Here is a 23971-nt window from a genome sequence, read left to right on the forward strand (position 1 = left end):
CTGCTAAGAAGCGGCCCTTCCAACCTGAGGTTAGGCTACAATTGCATGCTGAACCACCGACTGCAACGGCCGATTTGCCGCACCCAGATGGTCGATCGGTTGGCACTCGCTGCGTAAAATGAGCGCAGCTCTGAAGGGCAACTATTGCAACGCAGGATCTCAGACCTGCCATTCCGCAATCGGCCAGCTTCGAAAGATCTGCCAAAATGCTCGGCTTGCTGATCATTCTCTCGATTTCTCAGCCGCGCAGCACTGCTCTTATCAAAAGCCCCACCACTGCCAGCACCAGGACGCTCGCTATCCAAATGGCGACGAACCAGCCTAGTTCCTTCAGGCGCGCCACCTTAATGATACCCGTCCTGCCCAACCTTGCCGCGAAACACCCAATAGGACCACGCGGTGTAGGCGAGAATGATCGGCACCATTATCGATGCTCCGATGAGCATGAAGACTTGGCTGCGATGCGGAGCGGCAGCTTCCCAGATTGTGACGCGCGCCGGGATGACGTCCGGCCAGATCGAGACGCCGAGCCCGACAAGGCAGAGCCCAAAGAGCGCAAGAGCCCAGAGAAAGGGTTGTGCGTCCCGCTTCAGGCGCAGGCTGCGATAGAATAGGAAGGTGACGATGACCGTGGCGAGTGGAACCTGTGCAGTGGCGAGCACGCCGGGGTAGTTCAGCCACCGTTGATGATATTGCGCCTCGAGCGTCAGCGTCGCGAGGCTGATCGCACCAATCATGGCGAGCAGCAGGATGCCGAGGCGGCCGGCATAGGTCACGGCCTGTCGCTGCAGCGCGTCCTCGGTCTTCCAGTTGAGCCAGCACGCGCCTAGCAGCGCATATCCGACGACCAGTCCGGCGCCGGTCAGCAGGCTGAACGGCGACAGCCATTCCCACCAGCCGCCGGCGTAGGCACGGCCCTCCACGGTGATACCCTGAAGCAGCGCGCCGAGCGCAATCCCCTGCGCAAAGGTCGCGACGATCGAACCTAGCGTGAAGGCGCGATCCCAGAACGCCCGGTGCGCCGGGTCACGCCATCGGAACTCGAACGCCACGCCGCGAAAGACGAGGCCAAGCAGCATGGCGATCATCGGCGCGTAGAGCGCGGGAAGGATGATCGCATAAGCGAGCGGGAAGGCAGCGAGCAGGCCGCCCACGCCCATGACGAGCCAAGTCTCGTTGCCGTCCCACACCGGGGCGATGCTGTTCATCGCGGTATCGCGATCCTTGCCCACGTTGAAGAAGGGAAACAGGATGCCGATGCCGAGGTCGAAGCCGTCCATCACGACATAGGCGATGATCGCAAAGCCGATTATGGCGGCCCAGATGACGGTGAGATCGATCATGCCCCCTCTCCTTCGATGACCGCAGCGACAGGCGTAATCCCGGCGGATCGGATCGGCATTCCGTCGAGCGCGGCTTCATGCGCCTCGGGCGCCTTTTTCATGAGGCTGAGCAGGTACCAGATGCCCATGCCGAACACCGCGAAATAGACGATGACAAAAGCGAGCAGCGAGGCCGCAACCGCAGGCGAGTCGAGCGGCGATGCACTGTCGGCGGTGCGCAGCAGACCATAGATGGTGAACGGCTGACGGCCGACTTCGGTGGTGACCCAGCCGGCGAGGACCGCGACAAAGCCGCTTGGTCCCATCAGGACGGCGGCGCGGTGCAGCCAAGGCAAATCGTAGAGTCGGCGGCGTGCGCGCGCGAAGAGACTCCACAGACCGATCCCGACCATCGCCATGCCCAGTCCGACCATGACGCGAAACGCCCAGAAGACGATACCCACCGGCGGTTCGTCGGCATCGGGAACCGTGTCCAGACCCTTCAGCGGCGCGTTGGGGTCGTGCTTCAGGATCAGCGAAGACGCCTTCGGGATTTCGACGGCATAATCGACGCGTTTATCCTTGCTGTTCGGGATTCCGAAAAGGATGAGCGGCGCGCCGTCGGGGTGGCTCTGATAATGGCCTTCCATCGCCATCACCTTGACCGGCTGATGTTCCAACGTGTTGAGACCGTGGAAATCGCCCGCCACGACCTGGATCGGGGCGACGATCGCCGCCATCCACATCGCCATCGAGAACATCTTGCGCGCGCCGGGGTTCTGCCGGTCCTTCAGCAGATGCCACGCGCCGACGCCGCCCACCGCAAAGGCCGTCGTCAGATAAGCCGCGAGGACCGTGTGGACGAGGCGATAGGGAAAACTGGGGTTGAAGATGATCGGCAGCCAGCTGTCACCGGGAAGGAATTGGCCGTTCGCGCTCATATCGAAGCCCGCCGGGGTCTGCATCCAGCTGTTCACCGACAGGATCCAGAAGGCCGAGATGAAAGTGCCGAGGGCCACCGCAAGCGTCGCCACGAAATGCAGCTTGCGGCCGACCTTGTTGATGCCGAACAGCATGACGCCGAGGAACCCCGCCTCGAGGAAGAAGGCGGTCAGCACCTCATAGGCCATGAGCGGCCCGATCACCGGTCCGGCCTTGTCCGAGAAGACCGACCAGTTCGTCCCGAACTGGTAGGACATGACGATGCCGGACACGACGCCCATTGCGAAAACCACCGCGAATATCTTGAGCCAATAGCGGTAGAGGTTGGCGTAGACGCCCTTACCGGTCTTCAGCCACAGTCCTTCGAGCGCGGCAAGGAAACTCGCGAGGCCTATCGAGAAGGCCGGGAACAGGAAATGGAAGCTGACCGTGAAGGCAAATTGAATGCGGGCAAGCAGGATCGCCCAGTCCTGTTCGATCATCATCATTCTCCGAGAGGAGGAGCTGGTTGGGATAGTATCATTTTTTCGTCGCTGCACGCAGTGGGCCGATTGTCCAAGGCGAAGGCCCCGGGGCCACGCGCCCAGATCAGCAGCAGCGCGCCGAGAATCGCGACATTCTTGAAGAGCGGCCCGACGTGCGACGGATCGGGAACGAGATGAACCGCTACGGTAACCGGGACAAGGGTCGCGAAGAGAATGAGCGCCGAGGCCCGGGTCATGAATCCGATCGCGAGCGTCAGGCCGGCGATGACGAAGGCGATACCCGACAGCCATAACAGCACCGATGGATCGCCGATCATGCCGACCGTCGGCGCCCACGGCGATTCCTCCATCCGTTCGAGCATCATGCGATGCTGTCCGAAGTGGCCGAGCCCACCGATGATGAAGATCAGGCTGGTCAACAGCCGGAACAGCGGGTCGATCAGCGCGCTGGTGTGAGGCGACGGCGTCAACCTTGCCTCGATGTTTCGCAACATGCCTTTTCTCCCCATTATCCCGCCAGTTCGGCCCAGCTTTTCCAAAGCATGTAGACGGCGACGAGCATCACGAAGCCGGCAAAGATCATGTTGAGCCTGCCCTTGTCGGCCGAGAGAACGCGCGCCGCTCGGGTCCCGATCGCGCTCCCCGCCACCCCGCCAAGGATGAACACTGCGGCGAGCGGCCAGTTGACGAGGCCCGACATCGCATAGTTGAACGAGGTCGTGAGTCCGAAGGCGGTCACCGCGACCAGCGAGGTGCCGATCGCGCGCAGGATCGGCATCGAGGTCGAGGCGACGAGACCGGGGACGATCAGGAAGCCGCCGCCGATCCCGAAAAAGCCCGAGAAGGCGCCGGTGCCGAGGCCATAACCGGCAACTTTGCCCACATTCTCGCGGCTGCACATCGCGCCTTCGATGCCCTCGTTCCCGCGGCTGCGGAACATTAGGATGGCGACAAGGATCATCAAAAGAGCGAACAGCAGCAACAATTGATGCCCGTCGATGCTCTTGCCGAGGGTCGACCCGGCAAAGGCACCGATGACGCCGGCCCCGCCGTAGATGAAACCGCAGCGCCAATTGACCGTGCCCGCGCGCGCGTGATTCCACAATCCGATCGCGGCATTGGCTGCAACCGCGAAGGCGCTGGTGCCGATGGCGACATGTGGGTTCTTCACGCCGACGAGATACAGGAGCAGCGGGACCGCAAGGATCGATCCGCCGCCGCCGACAAGGCCGAGCACGAAGCCGACCGATATGCCCGACACGCCGCCGAGGCCGTAGTGAAGAGCATCGATCATGCCGTCACCCTTCGGCGCCGATCATGTGGGGCTTCACCATCCATTCGCGGCCCTTGAGCATGCCGTGCCAATAGACGGGCGGCAGGATCGTGTCCTTGAGCAGCCACGACAGGCGCGAAGGGCGGGTGCCGTCGATCAGCCACGACGGAAAGCTTGGCAGCAGCTTGCCCCCATAGCCGAATTCGGCGAGGACGATCTTGCCCGCCTCGACCGTCAGCGGGCAGCTGCCATAGCCGTCATAATCGGCCACCGGCGGCTTGCCCGCGAGCGCGGCGAGCGCGTTGACCGCGACCACCGGCGCCTGTTTGCGTGCCGCCGCAGCGGTCTTGGCGTTGGAGGCGGCGCATGCGTCGCCAAGTGCAAAGATATTGGGATAGGCGGGGTGCCGCAGGGTGGCTTCGTCGACGGCGACGAAGCCGGACGGCGCGGCGAGCGGACTTGCTCGCACGAAGTCCGGCGCGACTTGCGGCGGCACGACATGAATCATGTCGAAGCGCTGCTTGATCGTCGTTACCTCTTCGCCGCGACGCTGTTCGAAGGTGGCGGTGCGTCCAAGCCCATCGATCGCGACGAGCTTGGATTCGAAATTGAGATCGATGCCATACCGTCCGACATATTCCATCAGCGCCGGAACATATTCGGGAACGCCGAACAGCACTGCGCCTGCGTTATGGAACCGGACGTCCGCTGCAGCAAGTGTTCCCGACTTCTCCCAGCGGTGGCACGACAGATACATCGCCTTTTGCGGCGCGCCGGCGCATTTGATCGGCATCGGCGGCTGGGTGAAGATCGCGGTTCCGCCCTTGAACTCGCGGACGAGCCGGTTGGTGTATGGTGCAAGGTCGTAACGATAGTTCGACGTCACCCCGTTGCGCCCCAGCGTCTCTGCCAGCCCCGGGATCGCATCCCAGTCGAGCTTGATCCCGGGGCAGACGATCAGCACGCGATAGCCGATGCGCCGCCCGTCGCCGAGCTCGACGCGATTGGCGTCGGGTTCGAACCGCGCCACCGCGTCCTTGATCCACTCGGCGCCCGCCGGGATCAGGCTTGCTTCGCGCCGGTGGGTGAACGGCGCGTCGAAAACCCCCGCACCGACCATCGTCCAACCGGGCTGGTAATAGTGGTCGTCCGACGGCTCGATGACGGCCAGTTTGACGTCGCGACTGCGCCGGAGGATGCTCGCGGCGGTGGCAATCCCCGCCGCGCCGCCACCGACGATGACGATGTCGAACTCGGCGCGCGCGCCAGACCTGTCCTGCCGCTCCGCCATCGCGGCGAGCTTTTCCGAACGGCTGCCCGAACGACAATAAGCGAGCACGGGCCCGGGCAGGTTGCCGAGGGCGTTTGCCATCAGGGCGGCGTCCGTGTCGCTTGCCTGGCCCGGCACGACCGGCAGGTGGGTGAAGGCAAGTCCGCTCGCCTCCGCCGCGGCGGCAATCGCTGCGGCGGGCGGCTGCCCCGCGTCTTCGCCGTCGGGACGGTTGCAGATGATCGTTCGATAGCCTGCCGCGGCGATTGCGGGCACGTCCTCGGGGCGGATTTGCGGGCTGACGCTCAGCCGCGCGTCGATTGTCCTGATGTCCATGGATACCACTCCGTTATCCTTTATCAGCGTCTCGTCAGGCGGTGCAGCACCATGCCCGCGATCATCGCCGCGACTGCGATGCCGGCCTGGGAGGGCGCGATCGCAAGCCCGGCGATCGCTGGACCGGGGCAAAGCCCGCTCAGCCCCCAGCCGATCCCGAACAACATCGCGCCGACGACCAGGGGCGCGTCGATGCCGCGCGTCGCGGGTAGATCGAAGCTGTCGGCAAAAGCCGGGCGCGGCGAGCGGCGCTGCAGCGCCCAAGCCAGCGCCATCGGCACCAGCGCTCCGGCCATGACGAACGCCAGCGTGGGATCCCATTGGCCGAAAACGTCGAGGAAGGCGCGGACGCGCTGGGGATCGGCCATGCCCGACAGCGCGAGCCCGGCGCCGAAGATCGAGCCCGCGAGGAGCGCGGCAACCAAGCGGCTCACAACAGGCCGCCCGCGCGCATCATCGCGACGCTCGCGATGCCGCTGGCCATGAACACGAGCGTTGCAATGACCGATCGCGGCGATAGCCGCGCCATACCGCATACGCCGTGGCCGCTCGTGCAGCCCGACCCGAGCCGCGTGCCATAGCCGACGAGAAGCCCGCCGACGACGATCTGCCACGTCGCGGCGGGATAGCGCGCTTCGACCGCGCCGAGCAGCAGCGCGACAAGCGCCGCGCCGATCGGCAGGCCGATCACGAAGGCAGCCGCCATCGCGCGCGGCGCCCCGATATCCGCGATGCCGAGCGCCCGCGCGCCGAGCCCGCTGACCCCGGCGATGCGGCCGTTGCCGAGCAGCATGATCGCGGCGCTCGCGCCGATCAAAAGGCCACCGAGCAATCCTTCGACCGGCATCGCCTGAGGAAAGGACGCAATCATACGGCGTTCACGGGAATCTTAAGGTAGCGGATGCCATTGTCTTCGGGCGCGGGCATGTGGCCCGCGCGCATATTGACCTGGATCGACGGCATGATCAGCCGCGGCATCGACAGCGAGATGTCGCGCGCCTCGCGCATCGCGACAAATTCATCCTCGCTTACCCCGTCATGCGCGTGGATGTTGTGCGCGCGCTCGTCGGCGACGGTGGTTTCCCACACATAATTGTCGCGGCCTTCGGGTAAATAGTCGTGGCACATGAACAGCCGCGTCTGCGGCGGCAGCTCGAGAATGCGGCGCAGCGAGCGGAACAGCTGGCGCGCATCGCCGCCGGGGAAGTCGGCACGCGCGGTACCATAGTCGGGCATGAACATCGTGTCGCCGACGAACACCGCATCGCCGATCACATAGGCATTGTCTGCGGGGGTGTGGCCGGGGACGTGCAGGACCGTCACGGGAATCTCGCCGATCCGGAACTGGTCGCCGTCCTTCCACAGTTGATCGAAATCCGACCCGTCGCGCTGGAAGTCGCTACCCGCGTTGAACAGCTTGCCGAAATTGCGCTGCACGGTGACGATATGCTCGCCGATCGCAATTTTTCCGCCCAGCTTGTCCTGCAGATAGGGGGCGGCTGACAGATGATCGGCGTGGGCGTGCGTTTCGAGCAGCCAGTCGACCGTCAGGCCTTGCGCCTCGACATAGGCGATCACCGCGTCGGCCGACTCGTGCGACGTGCGCCCGGCGGCCGGATCATAGTCCAGAACCGAGTCGATCACCGCCGCGCGGCGCGTCGCGCGATCATGTACGACATAGGAAATCGTGTTCGTCGCATTGTCGAAAAAGGCCTTGATTTCGAACGCTTGCGCCTTTGCTGCCTCGACCTGGGCGCCAGCCTTTTCGATAACCTGGTCCATCATTTGCCGATCCTTTAAAATCAGATTTACATAAATTATGTAATTGAATAGAGTGATTGCGTCAAGCCGGGCTGCGAGGCAAGGCTTGGAACACAGGAATGGATGACCAAATGACCGAGATGACCGACGCGCCGCGACCGATTGGATTGGGCGATGCCGCCCCGAATTTCACCGCGCGCTCGACCAGCGGGCAGCTGGCGCTGGCGGACTATCGCGGGCGCTGGCTCGTGTTCTTTTCGCACCCCGCCGACTTCACGCCGGTCTGCACGACCGAGTTTATTGCCTTTGCGAAGCGGCAGGCGGATTTCGACAAGCTGGAATGCTCGCTTCTCGGGCTGTCGGTCGACAGCCTCTACTCGCACCTCGCGTGGGTGCGTGCGATCGAGGCGCATTTCGGGGTCGCGATCGGGTTTCCCATCGTTGAGGATCCCAGCATGGCGATCGGCCGCGCCTATGGCATGATCGACGCCGCCGCGCAGGACAGCGCCGCTGTTCGGGCGACCTATATCATCGATCCCGAGGGCATCGTCCGCGCGATCAACATATATCCGCACACCGTCGGTCGGTCTGTCGACGAGATATTGCGCACTGTCGCCGCGCTCCAGCAGACGGCCGACGGCAAGCGGCTGACGCCCGAAGGCTGGCGACCGGGCGACGCGTTTCTGGCGCCGCCGTCCGAAAAGGTGATGGAGGGTAACGACCTCGGCTGGTTCTGCCGCACCATGGATGCGCCATGACTGCGATCTACGAGGATCGTGCGATGGCGGACAAGGTGGTCGAAAAGCTGCGCGTCTATGCCCAGCCGCAACGGCTGATGATCCTGTCGTGCCTGCTGCGCGGCGAACGGACCGTCAGCGAGATCGAGGCGGCGACGGCCATCGGCCAACCCGCGCTCAGTCAGCAACTTGCCGAGCTTCGCCGTGGCGAACTCGTCAAGACGCGCCGCGAAGCCAAGCAGGTCTATTATGATTTGGTGGACGATCAGGTTGCGCTGTGCGTGCGGAGCATGGAGGCGATTTTCTCCGGAGCGGTCTCAAGTGTGAGTGATCTTGCCACCGCCATCGCCGAGCCTTCGAAAGTAAATCCCGTCGCCCCGGCGGGCGCGGCAGCCTTTGCGCGAATTGAGAGGTAATGGTCAGGGCGCGAAAAAAATGATCTGTCTACCCGTGTGAAATTTGGATTGGGGGGCTTATGATCTGGTTCCGGCTTTTCCTTCTCGCGTGCTTGCTCTCGATCCTAATTTACACTGGCGTCACGATCGCCGCGCACGGATGGAACCTGTTGCCGGTCTTCTTCGGCGATATGGCGGCCATGGGTTGGCCGGGGCAGTTCAATTTCGACTTCTTCACCTTTCTGCTATTGTCTGGACTGTGGACTGCCTGGCGCAACGACTTTGCCGTTGGAGGCTGTTTGCTTGGCTTGGTGGCTATCTTCGGCGGCATGCTGTTCCTCTCGATCTACCTCTTGGCCCTCAGCTTCCGGCACAAAGGCGATATGGGCGAAATAATGCTCGGGACTAACCGGACGCGTTCGAAATCTTGATCGGAGCGAAGGCAATCCAACCTGAGTTAGCACGCTGCGATCCTTCCATTACATCGATTTCAACTCGGTCTGCTAGCCGCGCAAGCATCCCAAGCGTTCCCATTTCGGCCATTTCGGCCGCAGGAGAACGATCATGGGTAGATCAGAATTCGACTATTTACCGCCACGCCCGGCGTGGAATGCCGGTCGAAAGGTAGGCGCAAAGCGACCGTTAAAGCCACGGCAGATATGGGCAATTCGCTTTCACCTGGATCGGGAGCATCGGCTTCGCGACCGGGCGCTTTTCGATCTTGCGATCGACAGCAAACTGCGAGGCTGCGATCTTGTGAAGATCAGGATTGGTGACCTTGTCACCGGCGGTGAGTTGAGAACGCGAGCAATGGTGATTCAACAGAAGACCGGTCGACCAGTCCAATTCGAAATCATGTCGGATGCTCGCGGCAGCCTCCTCGCTTGGCTCGAACGTCGCGGCGGATCGATAGAGGACTACGCGTTCCCAGCCGGATCGACCACTCCGCTCATATGAGCACGCGCCAATATGCGCGTCTGGTCGACGAATGGGTCACGGTGACGTGACCCCCTGATTTTCCTCCAACAGTGATTAGAGTCCGGTCTTGAAGGAAGGACGGACAGATGAAGCGTTTGAGGTTTTCGGAAGAGCAGATCATCGGGGTGTTGAAGGAAGCGGAGGCGGGCGCGAAGACCGGCGAGCTGGCGCGGCGACACGGGGTGTCGGAAGCAACGATCTACAACTGGAAGGCCAAGTATGGCGGCCTTGAGGTGTCGGAGGCGAAGCGGCTACGCTCGCTCGAGGACGAGAACGCGAAGCTGAAGCGGTTGCTTGCGGACTCGATGCTGGACAATGCGGCGCTGAAGGATCTTCTCACAAAAAAATGGTGACGCCCGCCGTTCAGCGGGAAGCGGTCGCCCATCTCCAGGCTTGCCATGGGATGAGCGAGCGGCGGGCGTGCCGTGTCACAGGCGCCGATCGGAAGAGCATGCGCTACCGGTCGCAGCGTGGCGACGATGCCGAGGTTCGGGAGAAGCTGCGCGAGTTGGCGCAGCAGCGTCGCCGGTTCGGTTATCGGCGCCTGCATATCCTGCTGCGCCGGGAGGGCGTGATGATCAACAGGAAGAAGACCCAGCGCCTGTATCGAGAGGAGGGGCTGATGGTCCGACGAAGACGCAACCGGCGCCGGGCGATCGGTGCGCGGGCGCCCGCACCGGTGCTCGCGCTGCCGAACCAGCGGTGGAGCCTCGACTTTGTGCATGATCAGATGGCGTCAGGTCGGCGGTTCCGGGTGCTCAACATCGTGGACGATGTCACGCGGGAGTGCCTGCGCGCGGTGCCCGACACGTCGATCTCCGGGCGCCGGGTCGTGCGCGAGCTCAGCGATCTGATCGAGGAGCGCGGCAGACCGGGGATGATCGTCAGCGACAATGGGACCGAGCTGACATCGAACGCGGTGCTCGCATGGTGCGGTGAGGTCGGGGTCGAGTGGCATTATATCGCGCCGGGCAAGCCGATGCAGAACGGCTATGTCGAGAGCTTCAATGGCCGGATGCGCGATGAGCTTCTGAACGAGACGCTGTTCCTCGACCTCGATCATGCCCGCACAGTGATCGCGGCCTGGGCCGAAGATTACAACCAGGCGCGGCCACACTCGGCCCTTGGATATGAGACACCGGCGGCGTTCGCCGCCGAACTGCATAAGCAATGGCCTGTGCAGCTACGCCCTTCGGGCTCCGCTGCACAGGCCATTGCTTACACTGCGCTCATGCGCAACAAAGCTGCTGGGCTCTAATCCCCGCTGGTGGAAACCAGGGGGTCACGTCAACGGCTGTTGGTCTCCGAAGCGAAGATTATGGGACGCATTCGTTGCGCAGAACAAAGGCGTCGATTATTTACAAGGCGACCGGGAACCTGCGTGCTGTGCAGATTCTACTCGGCCACACCAAGATCGAAAATACGGTGCGATACCTCGGTGTCGATGTTGAAGATGCGCTGACCCTAGCGGAAGGCATCGAAGTCTAGCCAGCAAATTAAAGTAGCCTAGAGAGCGAGCGTTTCAACCCGTGCCGGAACGTCCGCTCTCTTTGTTCGGTCCCCAAAAGCTGCCTGACCGCAATCGGCCATTTTTGCCTAAAAACGGCCAGCCAGGGCTCGGTCTCGAGCTTCTATCGAGGGCGATAAGGTTCGCAGGCGATTCCGTCGCCATCGCCATCCATCTCGGAGCGATAGCCGGGCTGCCCTCGATAGATCGGCGCGGCACCAGCAGCCCAAGCTTCCCTGCAGTCGCGGAAATATAAACTGGATGCTGGAGGTAGTGTCGCGGGTCGGGGGTCCTCTGACACGCGCGCGGGCGGCTGGCGCGGGGCAGGATTGATCGCTCGATATTCAGCAGGCATCTGGAACTCGCCGCCCCAGAGACCGAGCCTGCGCTCACGCGCTCTTGCTTCATTGGGAACATAGGCGGCCGTGAATTTTGGCAGGGCCACAGCGAGGCCCGCATCGACGACGGCGGCGGAGAGGTCGATTATTCCGACCTGGCACATCGCGACGGTGCGGCCATAGTCGTCGATGTCGCGCTGTTCGCAGCGCACGGACTGGCCTTCCACGATCGCGGCGAGCTTGTCGGCCGCTTCCTGGCCGCAGGCCCAGGGACCGTCGCCGCGCGTGCAGGTCTGCTTCAGTTCGGGCGCGTCGATCCCGTAAAGCCGGACGACGATACCTGTGAGGTTGAACGTATCGCCGTCGGAGACCCGCGCGGGGCCGCTCACGTCCTGTGCGACCGACGGGGTAGGGGGCAGGGCGAGCGAGAAGATGATAGCGGCGATCGCGGTGCGCGTGGGCCGGCGTGTCGCGCGGTTCGGGTTTTTCGATGTCACAGCAGGGTTGCGGCCGTGCGTGCCGCATTTTTCCTGGTACGACCCGCGTACCAGAGCTCGGGCGTGTGATCGATGACGAGACGATCGGCGGGATATTGGGTGACGAGCTTCATCGCCTCCTCGGCCGGTGCGTGCAGCCATGCCTCATGGTCTTCGGGATGTAGGATAACGGGCATGCGGTCATGGACCTCGAGCATCTCGGGGACGGCATCGACCATCACCATGGTGTAGCTGTCGCCCCATTCGTCGGTCGGACGCCAGAAGCCCGCGCAGGCAGCCAGCGGCTGGTCGGCAATGCTGATCCATGTGCGTGTCATTTGCCCTTCGGGCCCAACGGCTTCGGCGAAGGCGGTGATCGGGATGAGGCAGCGATGCCCGGGCTGGACGAACCATTCGCGCCACATGCCGTAAGGCGACATCAGCTTGTCGTCGCGGGCGTTGTTGACGTGGGTCGGCTTGTTGGGCTTGCCGGTCTTCTTGTTGGTGGAATGCCGCGGAAAGCCCCACACCATTGCGTCGAGCTGGCGTTCGCCGGCGACCTCGCGAACGACGAAGCCCGTGCCGCCCTTCCAGACATCACCGGTGCTCGCATTGGTCTGCTTCTTGCGCTGCGCCTTGAAATGCGATGCGACCTCGTCGACCGAGGCCTTGAGCGTGATCTGGTTGCACATCGGCGGCTCCCGTTCAGGCGGCGCCGAGCAGCCCCTCGAAACTGGGCTGGATCGGCGGCGTGATCGTGAAGCTACCTTCGGGGAAGGGGCGCAAGATGTCCAGCGGCGGGCGCTCCTGTTGCATCCAGTCGAACCAATCGTCGGGATCGACGACCGCCACATGGCGGTCCTTGTGCGGCGCAAGGTCCGGATAGGCGGGGACGGTCAACGCCGCGAAGGCATCGGGATAGTCGCGCGTCCCTCGCTGCCAGACCCCGGCAATGCAGAAGAAGGGGATGTCGGTGACGAGGCTTGCCGCATAGAGCGTCTTGCCGTCGCGCTTGATGCCGAACTCGTTGGCGAGGATGAGGCAGGGGCTTTCGATCCGCGCGGTTTCGGACTTGAGCAGCGGGATCTGTCCGATCTCGGGGTCGCGCGACCGGAGGCCCCAATGCGCCTCGATCTGGCGTTCTTCCTGGCCATCCCAGATCATGATCCGGTGCCCGCCTTTGCCGACACCCTGCAGGACGTCGTCGAAATCTCTCTCCATCGTCTAGCTCCTAGCTCCGGTAGCGGCGGATCGCGCGCTTCCATTCGCGTTCGTCGACCCGCTCCTTGATGCAGATCGCGTCCTTGTCCCAATTGACCACTTCGAGGCGGAGCGGTTCGACGCGGCGGCCGGAACTCCAGGCGCATTGCCGGCACCAGAAATGGCGGCACGCCTTGCGAAGATTATCGTCCCAGCCTTTGCGGTGAAAGCGGTACCAAAGCAGTCCCGCATCGAACTTGGCGTGATGACCGCAGCGGCAAACGGGCTGCACCGCATAATGCCAGATGGCCGCCTCGAAAATGTGCGTGGCCCGCGGAATGCCCGATTTCGTATGCTGCACGTCACAGCGCCAGCACCAGCTGATCGGCGTCGGCGGCGGCCGTGGTCTCACCGTGGATGCGCGCGATCGTCAGCGCCAGTTCCTGCGCGGCCGCTTCGCGTATGATTTCCGTTGGCGCGGTGAGGCCGACGCGCGCCCATCCTGGGGCGTCCAGGAGTGCGCGTGCGACTCGGTCAGGGTCGATTCTCATCATGGATCAATGAGAACATAAAAAGAACAAATGAGCAAGCTGCGGTACGCGCGCGTGGGCCCGTCTTCGCGATGCCGCCGCCACGCAAGCGGCCCCGGCGCAAGCCGAACGGACGGGCTCGGCCGTCCGGGCGTCCGCCCATTTCGGCATTTTCCAAGAAGCCGCCCAATAGCAATCGGCCCGAAACGCCAAAGCGGGTATCTTTGGAGCCCAGGGATACCCTGTGTTAAGCTTGGCTGTGCGGGGCGCACGCTGGTCGATCGTGCTTTGCGCCGGGTCAGTGACGCCGAATTATAGAGAGGAAAGATTACTCCAGATTGGCAAACCTTGTACGGAAAAGACAAACTATCCCGGCTGCAGGAAAGTTTTGTTTTTGAGAATGGCGAGGTTTCCCTAACGGCGGCCGCGTCGGTGGAGGGGCCTCTGGTGCCGATAAAGGGACCGGTCTCATCATTCCGATAACAGTCGGCCGGGCACGCGACCCGCCCGGCCGTATCTGGGCGGCGCTCCGCGTCCAGACCCCGGTTTTCCGGGCGCGGGGTGCCGTCATTTTCAGGGGCTAAGGCCACCCGGGGCTGCGCTCGGAATATTCGCTTCGGCGAGTGCGCGCCTACAAACTACCTGACCGCCATATCCAACGGTCAGAAGCCACGCATTAACCCGACGTGGCAGCGCGGAGAGCCCGCGAGCCGCATTGGTCACGCGAGGCGGGTGACGGGGTGAGGGCGCCGCGCATCCATGCGGCGTGGTGCACGCAGAGCTGACGTCGCCACTGCTATCTCATGACATTGCTGCCCGTCAGTTCGGGAGGCCACCTCCCCTATATCGCTCCCCTTCTTTCCGCTGACCCAGCCAGTCCTCTCAGTGACGCAGTGATCGGCTTTCGGCCTCCGCACGCCACGGCGCGGGCGGCGAGGTGAGCGCGCGCATGCGGGCAGCGGCGTGGGCCGAGGGCGCGGCGCCACAGAGGAGAGAAGGATCGGGAAGAGTGTCGCCGGGAAATGGTTCGCGCGCGACATTCGAAAGTAAGTGTCATGAATATCGGTGAAATCAGGAATGTGAATGATCGTCTGACTGGCTCGATCGCGACCCGCACGATCGACCTCCCGCGCATCGGTCTGCGCAAGGTCGAGAGCATGAACCCGCGGGCACCCGTTTACGAGGTGCTGGCGCTCAACGTCGCCCGGCGCTGGGTGCAGGTCGGGGCGCTGTGGGAAGCGGCGTCGAAGAAGACCGGCGAGGTTTTCCTCGCGGGCAATATCGACGACCCGAGCCTCCCCGAACCGCTGCCGGTGGCGCTGTTTCCGTCCGAAGACGGCGGCTACACCATCGCGTGGCGCCGCGAGACCGTCCGTGCCGAGTTCGGCGGCGGTTTCGACGCGAGCACGCGCAGCTATGACGAGCAGCCGCAGGACCGCGGCTTCGGCGAGAGCACGGCGGGCTCGAACGGCGCGCTGATGGGCGCCGGCGCCGACCTCGACGACGAGGTGCCCTTCGGCTGACGAAGGCGCCGCAACCGGGCCGGGAGGCGCAGCTGCGCTTCCCGGCTCTTTTCTTGCCCGATCCAAGGAGACCGAACATGGTCGCTCATTCTTCCGCGCAAAGTGTTGACAGCTTTGCAGACCTTCGTGCCCTCTACGCCGAACAGATCGCCACGCCCGAATTCCAGGCATCGTTCGGCGATCCCATCCCGCTTTCGATCATCGAACCCGGTGACGAGCCGGGCGAGCATGACATGCCCGAACCCTTCGCGGCGCAGGCCGAATGCGGCGGGATCATCGCGACGATCTTCGACCTTTTCAACGACACGAGGCTCGCGCCGCTTTCCGCCGAGATCGCGTGGGGGTTCGTGAACAGCTTCCACTTCGTCGCCGGGAAACTCGAGCGCCGCGAGGATGCTCTCGCGGCCGAGGTTGGCGAGATGGTCCGGCGCATGGACATGAGCGAGGTGTTCAACAGCGAGCTCGAGGAAAAGCAGCTCCTGTGCCAATCGACTGCCGAACAGCGCGCGGCGATCGAATGCATGCGTGACTATGCCGCCGAAATGTATCGCACCCAGTCGGGCTGGCCCTGGTCGCCCGCGCGCGGATCGCGTGCATCCTCGGCCTCGACTGCGAGCCAGATCGCGGCGCAGGACTTCCTGCGCGAACGGGCACTCGATGCGCGCGAGCGCTACCTGCCGCAGGGGCCGGTCGTCGTCTTCTCCGGCCCCGCGCAATGGCACGACTGGGAGATGCTTTGGCGGCGGCTCGACGAGATCCGCGCCCGCGTGCCCCATATGACGCTGGTGACGACCGGGCAGCGCAAGGGCGCCGACGCGATCGCTGCAGCGTGGGCGGGGCGATCCGAAACCCGCGTACCCGTCGTGGCCTTCGGCCTCTACGGGACCGGGCGTAAGACCGCCTTCACCCGCAACCGAAAGCTCGCCGAACTTCGTCCCGTCGAAGCGGTGGTTTGCGAGGGGTCGGGATTGCAGGCCAATCTCTACCAGACGCTGCGACAGGCCAATGTCCCGATCCACGCCTTCCGCAAGACGGACCAGGCGCCTGAGAAGGAGAGCGCCGTCCGCCGCCCCACCGCGCATGGCGCGATGAAAGCGGCGCGCGGCGATCCGATGTTCGCCGCCGCCTGACATCGGCCGGGCCATAGGCCCGACCGTCACTTTGATCTCCCTGAGCCGGTGCGCTGAAGCGCGCCGGCTTTTCTTTTTGCTGCAGGGGATTTGCCGCACGTCCTGACCGCCCAGGCTGCGCCGAACCAGCCACACCGCCGTGCTCGCATATCGCGCCGTACAAGAACGGGAGCCTTTGCGGATCGGGGGCATCGAGCCCCCGCTCCGCAAACCTCTTCCTCTCTCTCAAGTCTTCTTATCGTGGCACGGGACCGCATCGGCCTCAAGGACGGCGGGGCCCCACCATTTTCCCTGGCGGGTCGGGCGCGGGGCTTCTTCCTTCCATGTGCGGTGGCCGCCAGAGAAAATCGTGACCCCCACCGCCGCTTCGCGGTCGGGCTTCGCCCGATCCTTGACCCCGATGCTCGGCGCCCGTGCAGGGGGAATGACCTCTCAATCTAGAGGAGGTCAATATGACGACGTTCAAACGCAGCATAAGGGATTTTTCGGAAATCGCCGCACTTATTGCCGAGGAGACGGGAGAGGCGAACGACAGCTTCAGTGCCGCCTTCGACACCGATCTCGAACGCAGCAGGCTTGGGAAAAGCGAGGAGGAACTGACGTGCGATATGCCCGATGCGATGCAGGTGCAGCTTGCCGTCGAACTGATGATCACGACCGTGTTCGACGTGCTGCGCGACACGCGCATCGAAAGCGCGGCCGAACGGATCGCATGGGGGATCGTCCACAGCTTCCACCGCGTCGCAGGACAGTTCGCCGGACAGTCCGACCGGGCGGCGCAGGAGGTGCGCGAGTTGCTGCGCTCGGCCGACGGCAGCGAGATCCACGGCGTCGAACTTGAGGAACAGCAGCAACTCCTGGAATCGCTCGATGAAGCGAGCGATGCCATAGCCTGCATGCGCGATCATGCAGCGGACATCTTCCATGCCGAAACGGGGCGTCCGTGGTCGGCGCCGAAAGCGACGCTGGTATCGTCGAAGCGCACCGCGTCGGTTATCGCGGGGACCGATTATCTCGCGGCGCGCCGCCAGCGCCGCCTCGCGCAGCATTTTCCGGCGGGGCCGCTGGTGGTCTTCTCCGGGGGCGCTCGCTGGGCCGACCATCGCCCGATCTACAAGGCGCTTGAGGAGATGAAAGCGGCGCGCCCCGACATGGTGCTGCTGACCACCGCGCAGGACAGGGGCGCCGATGCCATCGCCGCGGCGTGGGCAGCAAGAACGAAGACGCCGCTGGTCGCGCTGGGGATCGACAAGGCGCGCTGGGGGAACCGGGCGGGGTTCGTCCGCAACGACCAGATCGCGCGGTTGCAGCCGGTGGGTGCCGTGGTCGCCGAGGGTACCGGGGTGCAGGCGCAGCTCGTGCGGGTGCTGCGGGCGGCGGGGGTAGACCCGGTGCTGCTCCCGCATCACGATATGCCGCGCGAACGGGTGCGAGCATAGAAAGGCGAGGGGATCGGTTCGGGCGCAAGCTCGGACCGATCCCCTTTTTTATGTCGAGCGTCCTGTCGCCACCCTCAGGGAACCGGACGCGGGAGCGCCCGGTCCCGTCGGGCGGCGATGCGGTGCGGCGCACCGGCCTCCTGCGCGCGGCTTCGCCGTGCTCGTCGCTGGGACCATCCCTTCGGGATGGGCGTCATTTGTTCGGGGCCATCCCCGAGAGGGCTTTTAGCGCCGCGACAGATGCAGTCCCTCCAGCACGGATCGCAAGATCGACGATCTCCCGAAATTCACGCTCGGTGAGCGTCTCGACAGGGAGCTCGGGCACGATCGCGGCATATTTGCCGCGCAGCGCGCGGCGGGCATTTTCGACATCGTCTGCGACCTTGCGCTGGCGCGCTTCGAGGTCGGCGAGGCGCTCGCGTTCACTCTTCTTGGGCATGTCCATCTTCCTTTCGATGGTCTGCCCGCCACGCACTTTCCTATCGAATGGATACGCCATGAATCAAGTCTCCCGAGAATATGCCCGGCGGGCCGCCGGGAAGGAAGAAATCCCCCTGGCGGGGGAGCCCGCGCGCCTTCCGGCACGAGGCTGCGCAGCGACATGGTCGCTGCGGTGGGCGGACGCACGCCGTTGGCGTTTGTAATGCACCCTACGCACGGGTGCTGCGTCGCGCTCTGGCCTGCAAAACCGAGGGTATTCGCGCGAATTCGCAAGAGTGCCGTCGGGCGTCACATGTCCGACATGTCGGACAAGCCCGGCGGACTTTGTCGGACAGCGCCGCTAACCCCTTGATCCGCCGCGCCATCTCCCATCTGACGTGTCGGACGCATTAGGCCATTGGAATATTGGAGCTTTACGGCTATAATCGAGCCGCTTCACGACCCCATGTCCAAAGGCTCCACATTTCTGGAGCATCCCTTTGGCAAAACTATCTCTCCGGCTCGACGACGCTCTTTACGACCGTCTGCTCGCCTCGGCGGATGCGGCGGGCATGACCCCGTCCGCCTATATCCGCGAGGCACTCGAACAGCTCAATGGCGCGGATCCCTTCGGGTTCCACGCCCGCTTCGATGAACTTCATTCGACCGTCATCCAGATCCTCGCGATCCTCGCGTCCGACGTCGGCGCGCGCGAGCCCCGGGCGCTCGCCAAGGGGATGGAGGATACCCTCCGATTGCTCCGCGAACGGGGGCTGCCGACTGGCGACGATCGTACCCTCACAAGGGGAGGGCCGCAGTCATGAGCATCTTCCGCAACGACACGCTCGGCAGTTGGACGCGCGGCGGTCAGGCCATCGTCCATAATGTCCGTATGACCACCCAGGTCTTCTTCCAGACCGTGATGGCGGGAACCGCGATCTGGATCATCGGCGCCATCTGGTACGCGCTCGAAAAGTCGGGCGACTATCAGCGCTACCTTCTCCTCAAATATGCCGAGGCCATGTTCAAGGCCGATACCGCGCGGGGGACCACCGACCCGGTGCTTTTTCGTACTCCCGAGGGGAGTGAATATTGGACCTCGGCCGACTTGCTCATCGGTGCGCCGATCATGAAAGAGGCGCTGAAGACGCTCGAGAGCGATATCATCACCGGGGCGATCCTCTCCGGCTTCTTCGCGCTCGGCGCACTCCTTGTCGCCTGGTTCTATTTCACCCGGATGGGGCGCGGGCTCGGCTCGAACGAATATCTGCGCGGCGCGCGCTTCGGGTCCGTCTGGCAGATCCGCCGCGCGCTCTGGCGCGAGCGCAAGGGGAGTTTCGCGATCGGCGGGGTCAAGGTTCCGCTCGCCTTCGAACCCGAACATATATTGATCTGCGGCGCTCCCGGCACGGGGAAGACCAACATGATCGTCAAGATGCTCGCCGGTATCCGCGCCTCGGGCCGGCGCGCGATCGTCTATGATACCGCCGGCACCTTCGTCGAGAAATTCTACCGGCCCGGGAAGGACATCCTCCTCAATCCGCTCGACGAGCGCACCGCCATCTGGTCGCCCTGGGTCGATGTCCCGCGCGACTATCATTATGACCAGATCGCGGAATCGATGATCCCCGACAAGCATGGCGATCCCTTCTGGTCGAAGGCGGCGCGCGGCACATTGGTCGCGGTCATGCGCAAGCTTGCTACCGAGAAGCGCACCTATGTCTCGGCGCTCCTCCAGACCATCGTGCGTTCGCCGCTGAAGACCCTCGGCGCCTATGTCGCGGGAACCGATGCGGCGGCCTTTGTGTCGTCGGAAGGCGAGAGGACCTCGGCGGGCGTGCAGGCCGAGTTGGCCTCGGTGATGCGAAGCTTCGCCTATCTCGACGACACGGATGACGGTCTCTCAATCCGCGACTGGGTGACCACCGAAGGGGATGACAGCTGGCTCTTCATCACCGTCAAGGCCGACCAGCTTCCCTCGCTCCGTCCCCTCATCACCGTCTGGCTCGACATCGCAATCAGCGCGATCATGAGCCTCGAGCCCGATCAGGCCCGGCGCCTCTACTGCGTGATCGACGAACTGCCGAGCCTCCAGAAACTGCCCTCGCTCTCGGACTTTCTCGCCCGCGCCCGCAAATATGGCGGCTGCGGCATCTTGGGGTTCCAGTCCTATCCGCAGCTGAAGGCAACCTATGGCCAGGAGGAAGCGGCTGCCGTCACCGGCTATTGCTCGACCTGGGTCGCGCTCCGGGGCAATGACGGCGACACCGCCGATCTCGTTTCGAAGAATCTGGGACAGGTCGAGCAGGTCGAGGCCAATGAGGGGATGAGCTACGGCGTCAATGATATGCGCGACGGGGTCAATCTCTCGCGCATCCAGGTGACGCGGCCGCTCGTCCTCAACACCGAGGTCACGAACCTGCCGAACCTTGCGGGCTTTTTGCGGTTCGGCCGCGGCTTGCCGGTGATCCGGTTCGACGATCGCTACAACCGGACGCCGTCCCCCGCCGAGGCGTTCATCGAGCGAAGAGATCCCCCGCTACGCACCGCGCGGACGCCTTTGCTGCCTGCTCCTGCTGCTCCATCCAAACCGCCTGCCGCGCGCAAGCGCTTGCCGAAACAGGCTCCCGGTTCGGAGGCGCCCCAGCTCCCGTTGGGCCCGATCGCAACTGCTGGCGATGGTGACAAAGGCGACGGAAAGACACCGATCGATACCGCCGGCGTGACCGGCGGGCATGACGCCGACGCACCGGTTGCACGCCTCGAGATCATTGCCACGCCGTGGACGCACTCGCTGCGCCAGCATGGCCGCCCGGGCGGCCGCCGCAGTCCGGCGAACCCGGCATGATCCACCCGCGCCGCCTCGGGGGAACGCCCGCCAATGTCGCCCGATATTACACCATCGGCGACTATTATACGAAGGGCGGGAACGAGCCCTCCGCGTGGGGCGGGCGGATCGCCGCCGAACTCGGGCTCAAAGGCGCGGTCGAGCGCGGGGCGCTCGAGGAGCTGCTCGCCGGTAAGGTCGGCGACCAGCATCTCGGGCGTCGCCGCCACGGCGCCATCGAGCATCATCCCGGCTGGGACTTCTCGGTCAATGCGCCGAAATCGGTGTCGATCATGGCGCTGGTTGCGGGCGACGAGCGCATCGTTGCAGCCCATGAGAAGGCGGTTGCCACCGCGATCGGCTGGATCGAGGAACATGCCGCGCTTCGCCGCCGCATGAACGGCGATATAGTCCACGAGACGACCGGCCAGCTTCTCTACGCGCGCTTCACCGAACATGCCTCGCGCGAACTCGATCCGCATCTCCACACCCATGTCGTCATTCTCAACATGACCCGGCATGCGGGCGACGAGCAGATGGTCAGCCTCGAAACCCGCGCCATGTTCGCCGAGCAGATGACTGCCGGGCAAATCTACCGCAACGATCTCGCGCATCGCCTGCGCGGACTCGGATATGATATCGACTTCGACCCGCGGCGGGGACTCTTCGAGATCCGCGGCGTGCCGCAAGACATGATCGCCGACATGTCGCGGCGCGCCGAACAGATCGACGCGCACGCAAAGGATCATGGCCTCGAAGGGCAGGCGGCACGCACGCGGTCCTTCTTCGAAACCCGCCGCGCGAAGCAGAAGGTCGGGCTCGAAGACCTTCATAGCCAATGGTCGGTGCGGTCCGCCGCGCACGCACCGACGCTGGGGGCAATTCGCAGCCGCGCGGACGAACGCGGCGAACGGGAAATCGACGTCGAGCGAGCGACTGCGAGCCGGGCTTCGCTCTTCGGGCTTCGTCAGTCCGAGGCGGGCGAGGCCGTCAACAATCTCGGGCAGCTCATTCGCACCGGGCTAGCCTCGCATGTCGGCGAAGTGCGCCTCGAAGATGTCCGGCCCCTCTTCGAAGCGCATGAGGAGCGCTTCAAGCTGCTGCGGACCAGGGAGCAAACCGGCGATGGCATGTTGACGCGCGGGCGGACCTCGCGCCGCACCGCACGCCTCGAGATCGCGCTTTCGGGCCAGATCTCGCTCAGCCTGGACGATACTGTGCCGCTTGCTTCGCGGGAACGGATCGATGCGGCGATCAGCGGCAGCATCCTCAACGACGATCAGCGCAAGGTGCTGGCCTGGCTCGCATTGTCGAGCGACCGGGTCGTCAGCGTCGACGGGGTCGCGGGATCGGGCAAATCGACGCTGGTCCAACAATTGAAGGCGGCCGCCGATCCCGATTGGACGTTCGTCGGCTTGGCGCCCACCTCGTCGGCGGCGGGCAAGCTTGGCGCCGATGCGGGCATTGAATCGCGAACCGTCGCGGCGCTGCTTGCCGGCGGCGGCCATGATATCGGCGACCGCCATGTGCTCGTCCTCGACGAGGCCGGGCAGCTCGGTAGCCGGCAGGCGCTGCGCGTGCTGCAAATCAGCCGCGACACGGGCGCCCGCGTCATCTTGCTCGGCGACAACAAGCAGACGGGGGCGATCGAGCAGGGAAAACCCGCCTGGCTCATGCAGCAGCTCGGGCTTCCGACCGCGCGCCTGATGATCGCGGTGCGCCAGGAAACGAAGTCGATGAAGGCCGCCGTCGCGAGCGCGCGGCGCGGCGATTATGCCGCGTCGCTCGATGCGCTCGACAAGGTGGTGAGCGGCGAACGCGCCGACAAGCTTGCGGACCTGCTGGTCGGCGAATGGACAAGGCTCAAACCCGGCACACGCGAGACGACCAATATCCTTGTTCTCGACAATGCGACGCGGCTGATCGTCAACAACCGGATTCGTGAGGTGCTGAAACAGGAAGGCGCAATTGGAGCCGAGGATCTGCGGCTCTCTATCCTCACATCGTCGGGCATGACCAACCAGGAGAAAAGCTTCGCGCGCTTCTATTCGCGCGGGCAGGTCGTCAGATTTGCGCGCGATGACGCGGAGCGCGGCATTGCGAAGAACACAGACTATCGTGTTGACGGCGTCGAGCAGGATAGCAAGGGCCGCCAATGGGTACGGTTGGCGGGCGAAGAGGGCGGTCAGTTGCTCTGGAACCCGAGGCTGGGACGGGCATCCGAGGTCGCCGTCTTTCTGGAGGACACACGCGACCTGGCAGCGGGCGACCGCATCCAGTGGCGCCTCGCCGCGAAGGCGCTCGACCTCAAAAATGCCGAGCGCGGGACGGTCGAACGAATCGACGGATCGGTTGCGACGATCCGATGGGATCGCAAGGCCGAGCCGCAGGCGATTGATTTGTCGCTCCACCGCACCTGGGACCATGGTTATGCCGAGACCGTCTATTCGGCGCAGTCCAAAACTTATGACCGCGCCTATGTGCTGGCGCCGCTCGGCTCGGGCCTCGTCAATGGCCAGAATTATTACACCGCGATCACGCGCGCGCGCTTCGGCGTAAAGCTCTGGACCGAGGATCCCGAGCGCCTCGTCCAGAAGCTCGAGGCGAATTCGGGCGAGAAGACGTCGGCGCTGGAGGCGCTGGGGCGCCTGACGCGCGACAGCCACCGAATGCGGAGCCTCCGCCACCCGAGCGCAATCGAACGCGAGCGCGCGGCCATGCTGCAGACACGAGCCGAACGTGCGCAGTTGCGGGCGGATCGAGACCGCATGTGGGCGGAGATATTCCGTCCGGTCAGCATCGCCGAACGGCTTGCCGGGGGCGCCCACCGAGCCGCAGGTCAGTTCCATGACTATCTGCGCGGACTGTTAAGCGCAGGCAAGCAAGCGGCGCCCGAACCGGTACCCGAACAGCAGCGCCATCAGGAACCCGAGCGCGGAGGGCATGATCGATAAAATGCGATGGTCCCGGACCGGACCACGAAGTCAGCGGACCGGCAAGCAAAAGTCACGTCGGACCGATGGCGGTCGAATCCGCGCCGGCGGCCCCTAATCTTTTTCGGAGCGACGAACCTCATGATGAA

25 protein-coding genes and 2 pseudogenes are annotated in these 23971 nt (G+C 64.3%); 12 read left to right on the top strand and 15 right to left on the bottom strand.

All coding sequences use genetic code 11. The annotated features are described in order from the left end of the window. Positions 1–238: 238 nt before the first annotated feature. The 9 genes from SPYCA_RS19780 to SPYCA_RS02375 are packed head-to-tail and all read right to left on the bottom strand — an operon-like array spanning position 239 to position 7413. Entirely contained in the window at positions 239–343 is a 105-nt protein-coding gene (locus SPYCA_RS19780; protein ID WP_197715362.1) for a DUF2474 family protein, read from the bottom strand. 1 nt (position 344) lies between these two features. After that, positions 345–1343, bottom strand: coding sequence for a cytochrome d ubiquinol oxidase subunit II (gene cydB, locus SPYCA_RS02340; RefSeq protein ID WP_120218798.1), 999 nt, complete (start codon positions 1341–1343; stop codon positions 345–347). Next, positions 1340–2746: a cytochrome ubiquinol oxidase subunit I gene (locus SPYCA_RS02345; RefSeq protein WP_120222111.1), complete on the bottom strand. Its 1407-nt coding sequence runs from the start codon at positions 2744–2746 to the stop codon at positions 1340–1342. The genes cydB and SPYCA_RS02345 overlap by 4 nt, the downstream gene beginning before the upstream one ends. Before the next feature lie 2 nt (positions 2747–2748). After that, the gene (locus SPYCA_RS02350; RefSeq protein ID WP_232003469.1) at positions 2749–3288 is read right to left on the bottom strand and encodes a DoxX family protein; all 540 of its coding nucleotides are present in this window, start codon (positions 3286–3288) and stop codon (positions 2749–2751) included. Then, complete coding sequence (locus SPYCA_RS02355) at positions 3258–4043, bottom strand: sulfite exporter TauE/SafE family protein (RefSeq protein WP_120218800.1); 786 nt, start codon at positions 4041–4043, stop codon at positions 3258–3260. The genes SPYCA_RS02350 and SPYCA_RS02355 overlap by 31 nt, the downstream gene beginning before the upstream one ends. A 4-nt stretch (positions 4044–4047) precedes the next feature. Continuing rightward, positions 4048–5628: a bifunctional protein tyrosine phosphatase family protein/NAD(P)/FAD-dependent oxidoreductase gene (locus SPYCA_RS02360; protein WP_120218801.1), complete on the bottom strand. Its 1581-nt coding sequence runs from the start codon at positions 5626–5628 to the stop codon at positions 4048–4050. A 23-nt stretch (positions 5629–5651) separates the two neighbouring features. After that, positions 5652–6062 (bottom strand): DUF6691 family protein, encoded by a 411-nt coding sequence (locus SPYCA_RS02365; RefSeq protein WP_120218802.1) that lies wholly within the window; start codon positions 6060–6062, stop codon positions 5652–5654. Further along, on the bottom strand, positions 6059–6499 hold the full coding sequence (locus SPYCA_RS02370) for a YeeE/YedE family protein (RefSeq protein ID WP_120218803.1): 441 nt from the start codon (positions 6497–6499) through the stop codon (positions 6059–6061). The genes SPYCA_RS02365 and SPYCA_RS02370 overlap by 4 nt, the downstream gene beginning before the upstream one ends. Beyond that, entirely contained in the window at positions 6496–7413 is a 918-nt protein-coding gene (locus SPYCA_RS02375; RefSeq protein WP_120218804.1) for an MBL fold metallo-hydrolase, read from the bottom strand. The genes SPYCA_RS02370 and SPYCA_RS02375 overlap by 4 nt, the downstream gene beginning before the upstream one ends. Positions 7414–7520: 107 nt before the next feature. Here SPYCA_RS02375 and SPYCA_RS02380 point away from each other — a divergent pair, with 107 nt between their 5' ends. The 6 genes and pseudogenes from SPYCA_RS02380 to SPYCA_RS02410 form a co-directional block, all read left to right on the top strand. Then, positions 7521–8147, top strand: a complete 627-nt coding sequence (locus SPYCA_RS02380; RefSeq protein ID WP_197715364.1) for a peroxiredoxin — start codon at positions 7521–7523, stop codon at positions 8145–8147. Then, entirely contained in the window at positions 8144–8542 is a 399-nt protein-coding gene (locus SPYCA_RS02385; protein WP_120218806.1) for an ArsR/SmtB family transcription factor, read from the top strand. The genes SPYCA_RS02380 and SPYCA_RS02385 overlap by 4 nt, the downstream gene beginning before the upstream one ends. 59 nt (positions 8543–8601) lie before the next feature. After that, the gene (locus SPYCA_RS02390; protein ID WP_120218807.1) at positions 8602–8952 is read left to right on the top strand and encodes a hypothetical protein; all 351 of its coding nucleotides are present in this window, start codon (positions 8602–8604) and stop codon (positions 8950–8952) included. Between the two features lie 133 nt (positions 8953–9085). Further along, a pseudogene (locus tag SPYCA_RS19460) lies at positions 9086–9519 on the top strand (hypothetical protein); the annotation flags it as partial. Between the two features lie 66 nt (positions 9520–9585). Then, positions 9586–10757, top strand: a protein-coding gene (locus SPYCA_RS02405) for an IS3-like element ISSpma3 family transposase (RefSeq protein ID WP_120218809.1) whose coding sequence is annotated in 2 segments (ribosomal slippage) — positions 9586–9838 and positions 9838–10757 — 1173 coding nt in all. Because the reading frame shifts where the segments join, the coding sequence is not laid out codon by codon here. A gap of 32 nt (positions 10758–10789) precedes the next feature. After that, positions 10790–10987: pseudogene (locus SPYCA_RS02410) on the top strand (tyrosine-type recombinase/integrase); the annotation flags it as partial. A gap of 143 nt (positions 10988–11130) precedes the next feature. Here the strand turns inward: SPYCA_RS02410 and SPYCA_RS02415 are convergent. From SPYCA_RS02415 to SPYCA_RS02430, 5 genes are all read right to left on the bottom strand, one after another. After that, positions 11131–11733 carry a thermonuclease family protein gene (locus tag SPYCA_RS02415; RefSeq protein ID WP_232003471.1) on the bottom strand — a complete coding sequence of 201 codons (603 nt, stop codon included), beginning with the start codon at positions 11731–11733 and terminating at the stop codon, positions 11131–11133. A gap of 104 nt (positions 11734–11837) precedes the next feature. After that, positions 11838–12512 (bottom strand): SOS response-associated peptidase, encoded by a 675-nt coding sequence (locus tag SPYCA_RS19465; protein WP_062769464.1) that lies wholly within the window; start codon positions 12510–12512, stop codon positions 11838–11840. 13 nt (positions 12513–12525) lie between these two features. Beyond that, positions 12526–13041: a hypothetical protein gene (locus SPYCA_RS19175; RefSeq protein WP_062769467.1), complete on the bottom strand. Its 516-nt coding sequence runs from the start codon at positions 13039–13041 to the stop codon at positions 12526–12528. A gap of 10 nt (positions 13042–13051) precedes the next feature. Continuing rightward, on the bottom strand, positions 13052–13381 hold the full coding sequence (locus SPYCA_RS02425) for a hypothetical protein (protein WP_058804215.1): 330 nt from the start codon (positions 13379–13381) through the stop codon (positions 13052–13054). Between the two features lies 1 nt (position 13382). Then, a complete protein-coding gene (locus SPYCA_RS02430; RefSeq protein ID WP_232003473.1) occupies positions 13383–13571 on the bottom strand; it encodes a DUF6771 family protein in 189 nt (62 codons plus the stop codon). Between the two features lie 1034 nt (positions 13572–14605). Between SPYCA_RS02430 and SPYCA_RS02435 the strand changes: the two genes are divergently transcribed. From SPYCA_RS02435 to SPYCA_RS02445, 3 genes are all read left to right on the top strand, one after another. Next, positions 14606–15073 (top strand): DUF736 domain-containing protein, encoded by a 468-nt coding sequence (locus tag SPYCA_RS02435; protein WP_120218811.1) that lies wholly within the window; start codon positions 14606–14608, stop codon positions 15071–15073. Between the two features lie 77 nt (positions 15074–15150). Further along, on the top strand, positions 15151–16203 hold the full coding sequence (locus tag SPYCA_RS02440) for a DUF2493 domain-containing protein (protein ID WP_058804218.1): 1053 nt from the start codon (positions 15151–15153) through the stop codon (positions 16201–16203). A gap of 452 nt (positions 16204–16655) precedes the next feature. Next, a complete protein-coding gene (locus SPYCA_RS02445; RefSeq protein WP_062769470.1) occupies positions 16656–17642 on the top strand; it encodes an SLOG family protein in 987 nt (328 codons plus the stop codon). 193 nt (positions 17643–17835) lie between these two features. Here the strand turns inward: SPYCA_RS02445 and SPYCA_RS02450 are convergent, their stop codons facing one another. After that, positions 17836–18081 carry a hypothetical protein gene (locus tag SPYCA_RS02450; RefSeq protein ID WP_058804246.1) on the bottom strand — a complete coding sequence of 82 codons (246 nt, stop codon included), beginning with the start codon at positions 18079–18081 and terminating at the stop codon, positions 17836–17838. Between the two features lie 481 nt (positions 18082–18562). Between SPYCA_RS02450 and SPYCA_RS02455 the strand changes: the two genes are divergently transcribed. The 3 genes from SPYCA_RS02455 to mobF are packed head-to-tail and all read left to right on the top strand — an operon-like array spanning position 18563 to position 23843. After that, a complete protein-coding gene (locus SPYCA_RS02455) occupies positions 18563–18886 on the top strand; it encodes a hypothetical protein (RefSeq protein WP_120218812.1) in 324 nt (107 codons plus the stop codon). Continuing rightward, entirely contained in the window at positions 18883–20910 is a 2028-nt protein-coding gene (locus SPYCA_RS02460; RefSeq protein WP_120218813.1) for a type IV secretion system DNA-binding domain-containing protein, read from the top strand. The genes SPYCA_RS02455 and SPYCA_RS02460 overlap by 4 nt, the downstream gene beginning before the upstream one ends. Continuing rightward, entirely contained in the window at positions 20907–23843 is a 2937-nt protein-coding gene (gene mobF, locus SPYCA_RS02465) for a MobF family relaxase (RefSeq protein ID WP_120222112.1), read from the top strand. The genes SPYCA_RS02460 and mobF overlap by 4 nt, the downstream gene beginning before the upstream one ends. The last annotated feature ends 128 nt before the right edge of the window (positions 23844–23971 follow it).

The organism is Sphingopyxis sp. FD7 (assembly GCF_003609835.1).
In the GTDB taxonomy this organism is placed as follows: Bacteria; Pseudomonadota; Alphaproteobacteria; order Sphingomonadales; family Sphingomonadaceae; genus Sphingopyxis.

Excerpts from the sequence above, each read along its gene's own strand:
- cydB (WP_120218798.1), bottom strand. The coding sequence starts at position 1,343 with ATGATCGATCTCACCGTCATCTGGGCCGCCATAATCGGCTTTGCGATC.
- SPYCA_RS02345 (WP_120222111.1), bottom strand. The coding sequence starts at position 2,746 with ATGATCGAACAGGACTGGGCGATCCTGCTTGCCCGCATTCAATTTGCC.
- SPYCA_RS02355 (WP_120218800.1), bottom strand. The coding sequence starts at position 4,043 with ATGATCGATGCTCTTCACTACGGCCTCGGCGGCGTGTCGGGCATATCG.
- SPYCA_RS02360 (WP_120218801.1), bottom strand. The coding sequence starts at position 5,628 with ATGGACATCAGGACAATCGACGCGCGGCTGAGCGTCAGCCCGCAAATC.
- SPYCA_RS02370 (WP_120218803.1), bottom strand. The coding sequence starts at position 6,499 with ATGATTGCGTCCTTTCCTCAGGCGATGCCGGTCGAAGGATTGCTCGGT.
- SPYCA_RS02375 (WP_120218804.1), bottom strand. The coding sequence starts at position 7,413 with ATGATGGACCAGGTTATCGAAAAGGCTGGCGCCCAGGTCGAGGCAGCA.
- SPYCA_RS02380 (WP_197715364.1), top strand. The coding sequence starts at position 7,521 with ATGACCGAGATGACCGACGCGCCGCGACCGATTGGATTGGGCGATGCC.
- SPYCA_RS02385 (WP_120218806.1), top strand. The coding sequence starts at position 8,144 with ATGACTGCGATCTACGAGGATCGTGCGATGGCGGACAAGGTGGTCGAA.
- SPYCA_RS02390 (WP_120218807.1), top strand. The coding sequence starts at position 8,602 with ATGATCTGGTTCCGGCTTTTCCTTCTCGCGTGCTTGCTCTCGATCCTA.
- SPYCA_RS19465 (WP_062769464.1), bottom strand. The coding sequence starts at position 12,512 with ATGTGCAACCAGATCACGCTCAAGGCCTCGGTCGACGAGGTCGCATCG.
- SPYCA_RS19175 (WP_062769467.1), bottom strand. The coding sequence starts at position 13,041 with ATGGAGAGAGATTTCGACGACGTCCTGCAGGGTGTCGGCAAAGGCGGG.
- SPYCA_RS02430 (WP_232003473.1), bottom strand. The coding sequence starts at position 13,571 with ATGAGAATCGACCCTGACCGAGTCGCACGCGCACTCCTGGACGCCCCA.
- SPYCA_RS02435 (WP_120218811.1), top strand. The coding sequence starts at position 14,606 with ATGAATATCGGTGAAATCAGGAATGTGAATGATCGTCTGACTGGCTCG.
- SPYCA_RS02440 (WP_058804218.1), top strand. The coding sequence starts at position 15,151 with ATGGTCGCTCATTCTTCCGCGCAAAGTGTTGACAGCTTTGCAGACCTT.
- SPYCA_RS02445 (WP_062769470.1), top strand. The coding sequence starts at position 16,656 with ATGACGACGTTCAAACGCAGCATAAGGGATTTTTCGGAAATCGCCGCA.
- SPYCA_RS02450 (WP_058804246.1), bottom strand. The coding sequence starts at position 18,081 with ATGCCCAAGAAGAGTGAACGCGAGCGCCTCGCCGACCTCGAAGCGCGC.
- SPYCA_RS02460 (WP_120218813.1), top strand. The coding sequence starts at position 18,883 with ATGAGCATCTTCCGCAACGACACGCTCGGCAGTTGGACGCGCGGCGGT.
- mobF (WP_120222112.1), top strand. The coding sequence starts at position 20,907 with ATGATCCACCCGCGCCGCCTCGGGGGAACGCCCGCCAATGTCGCCCGA.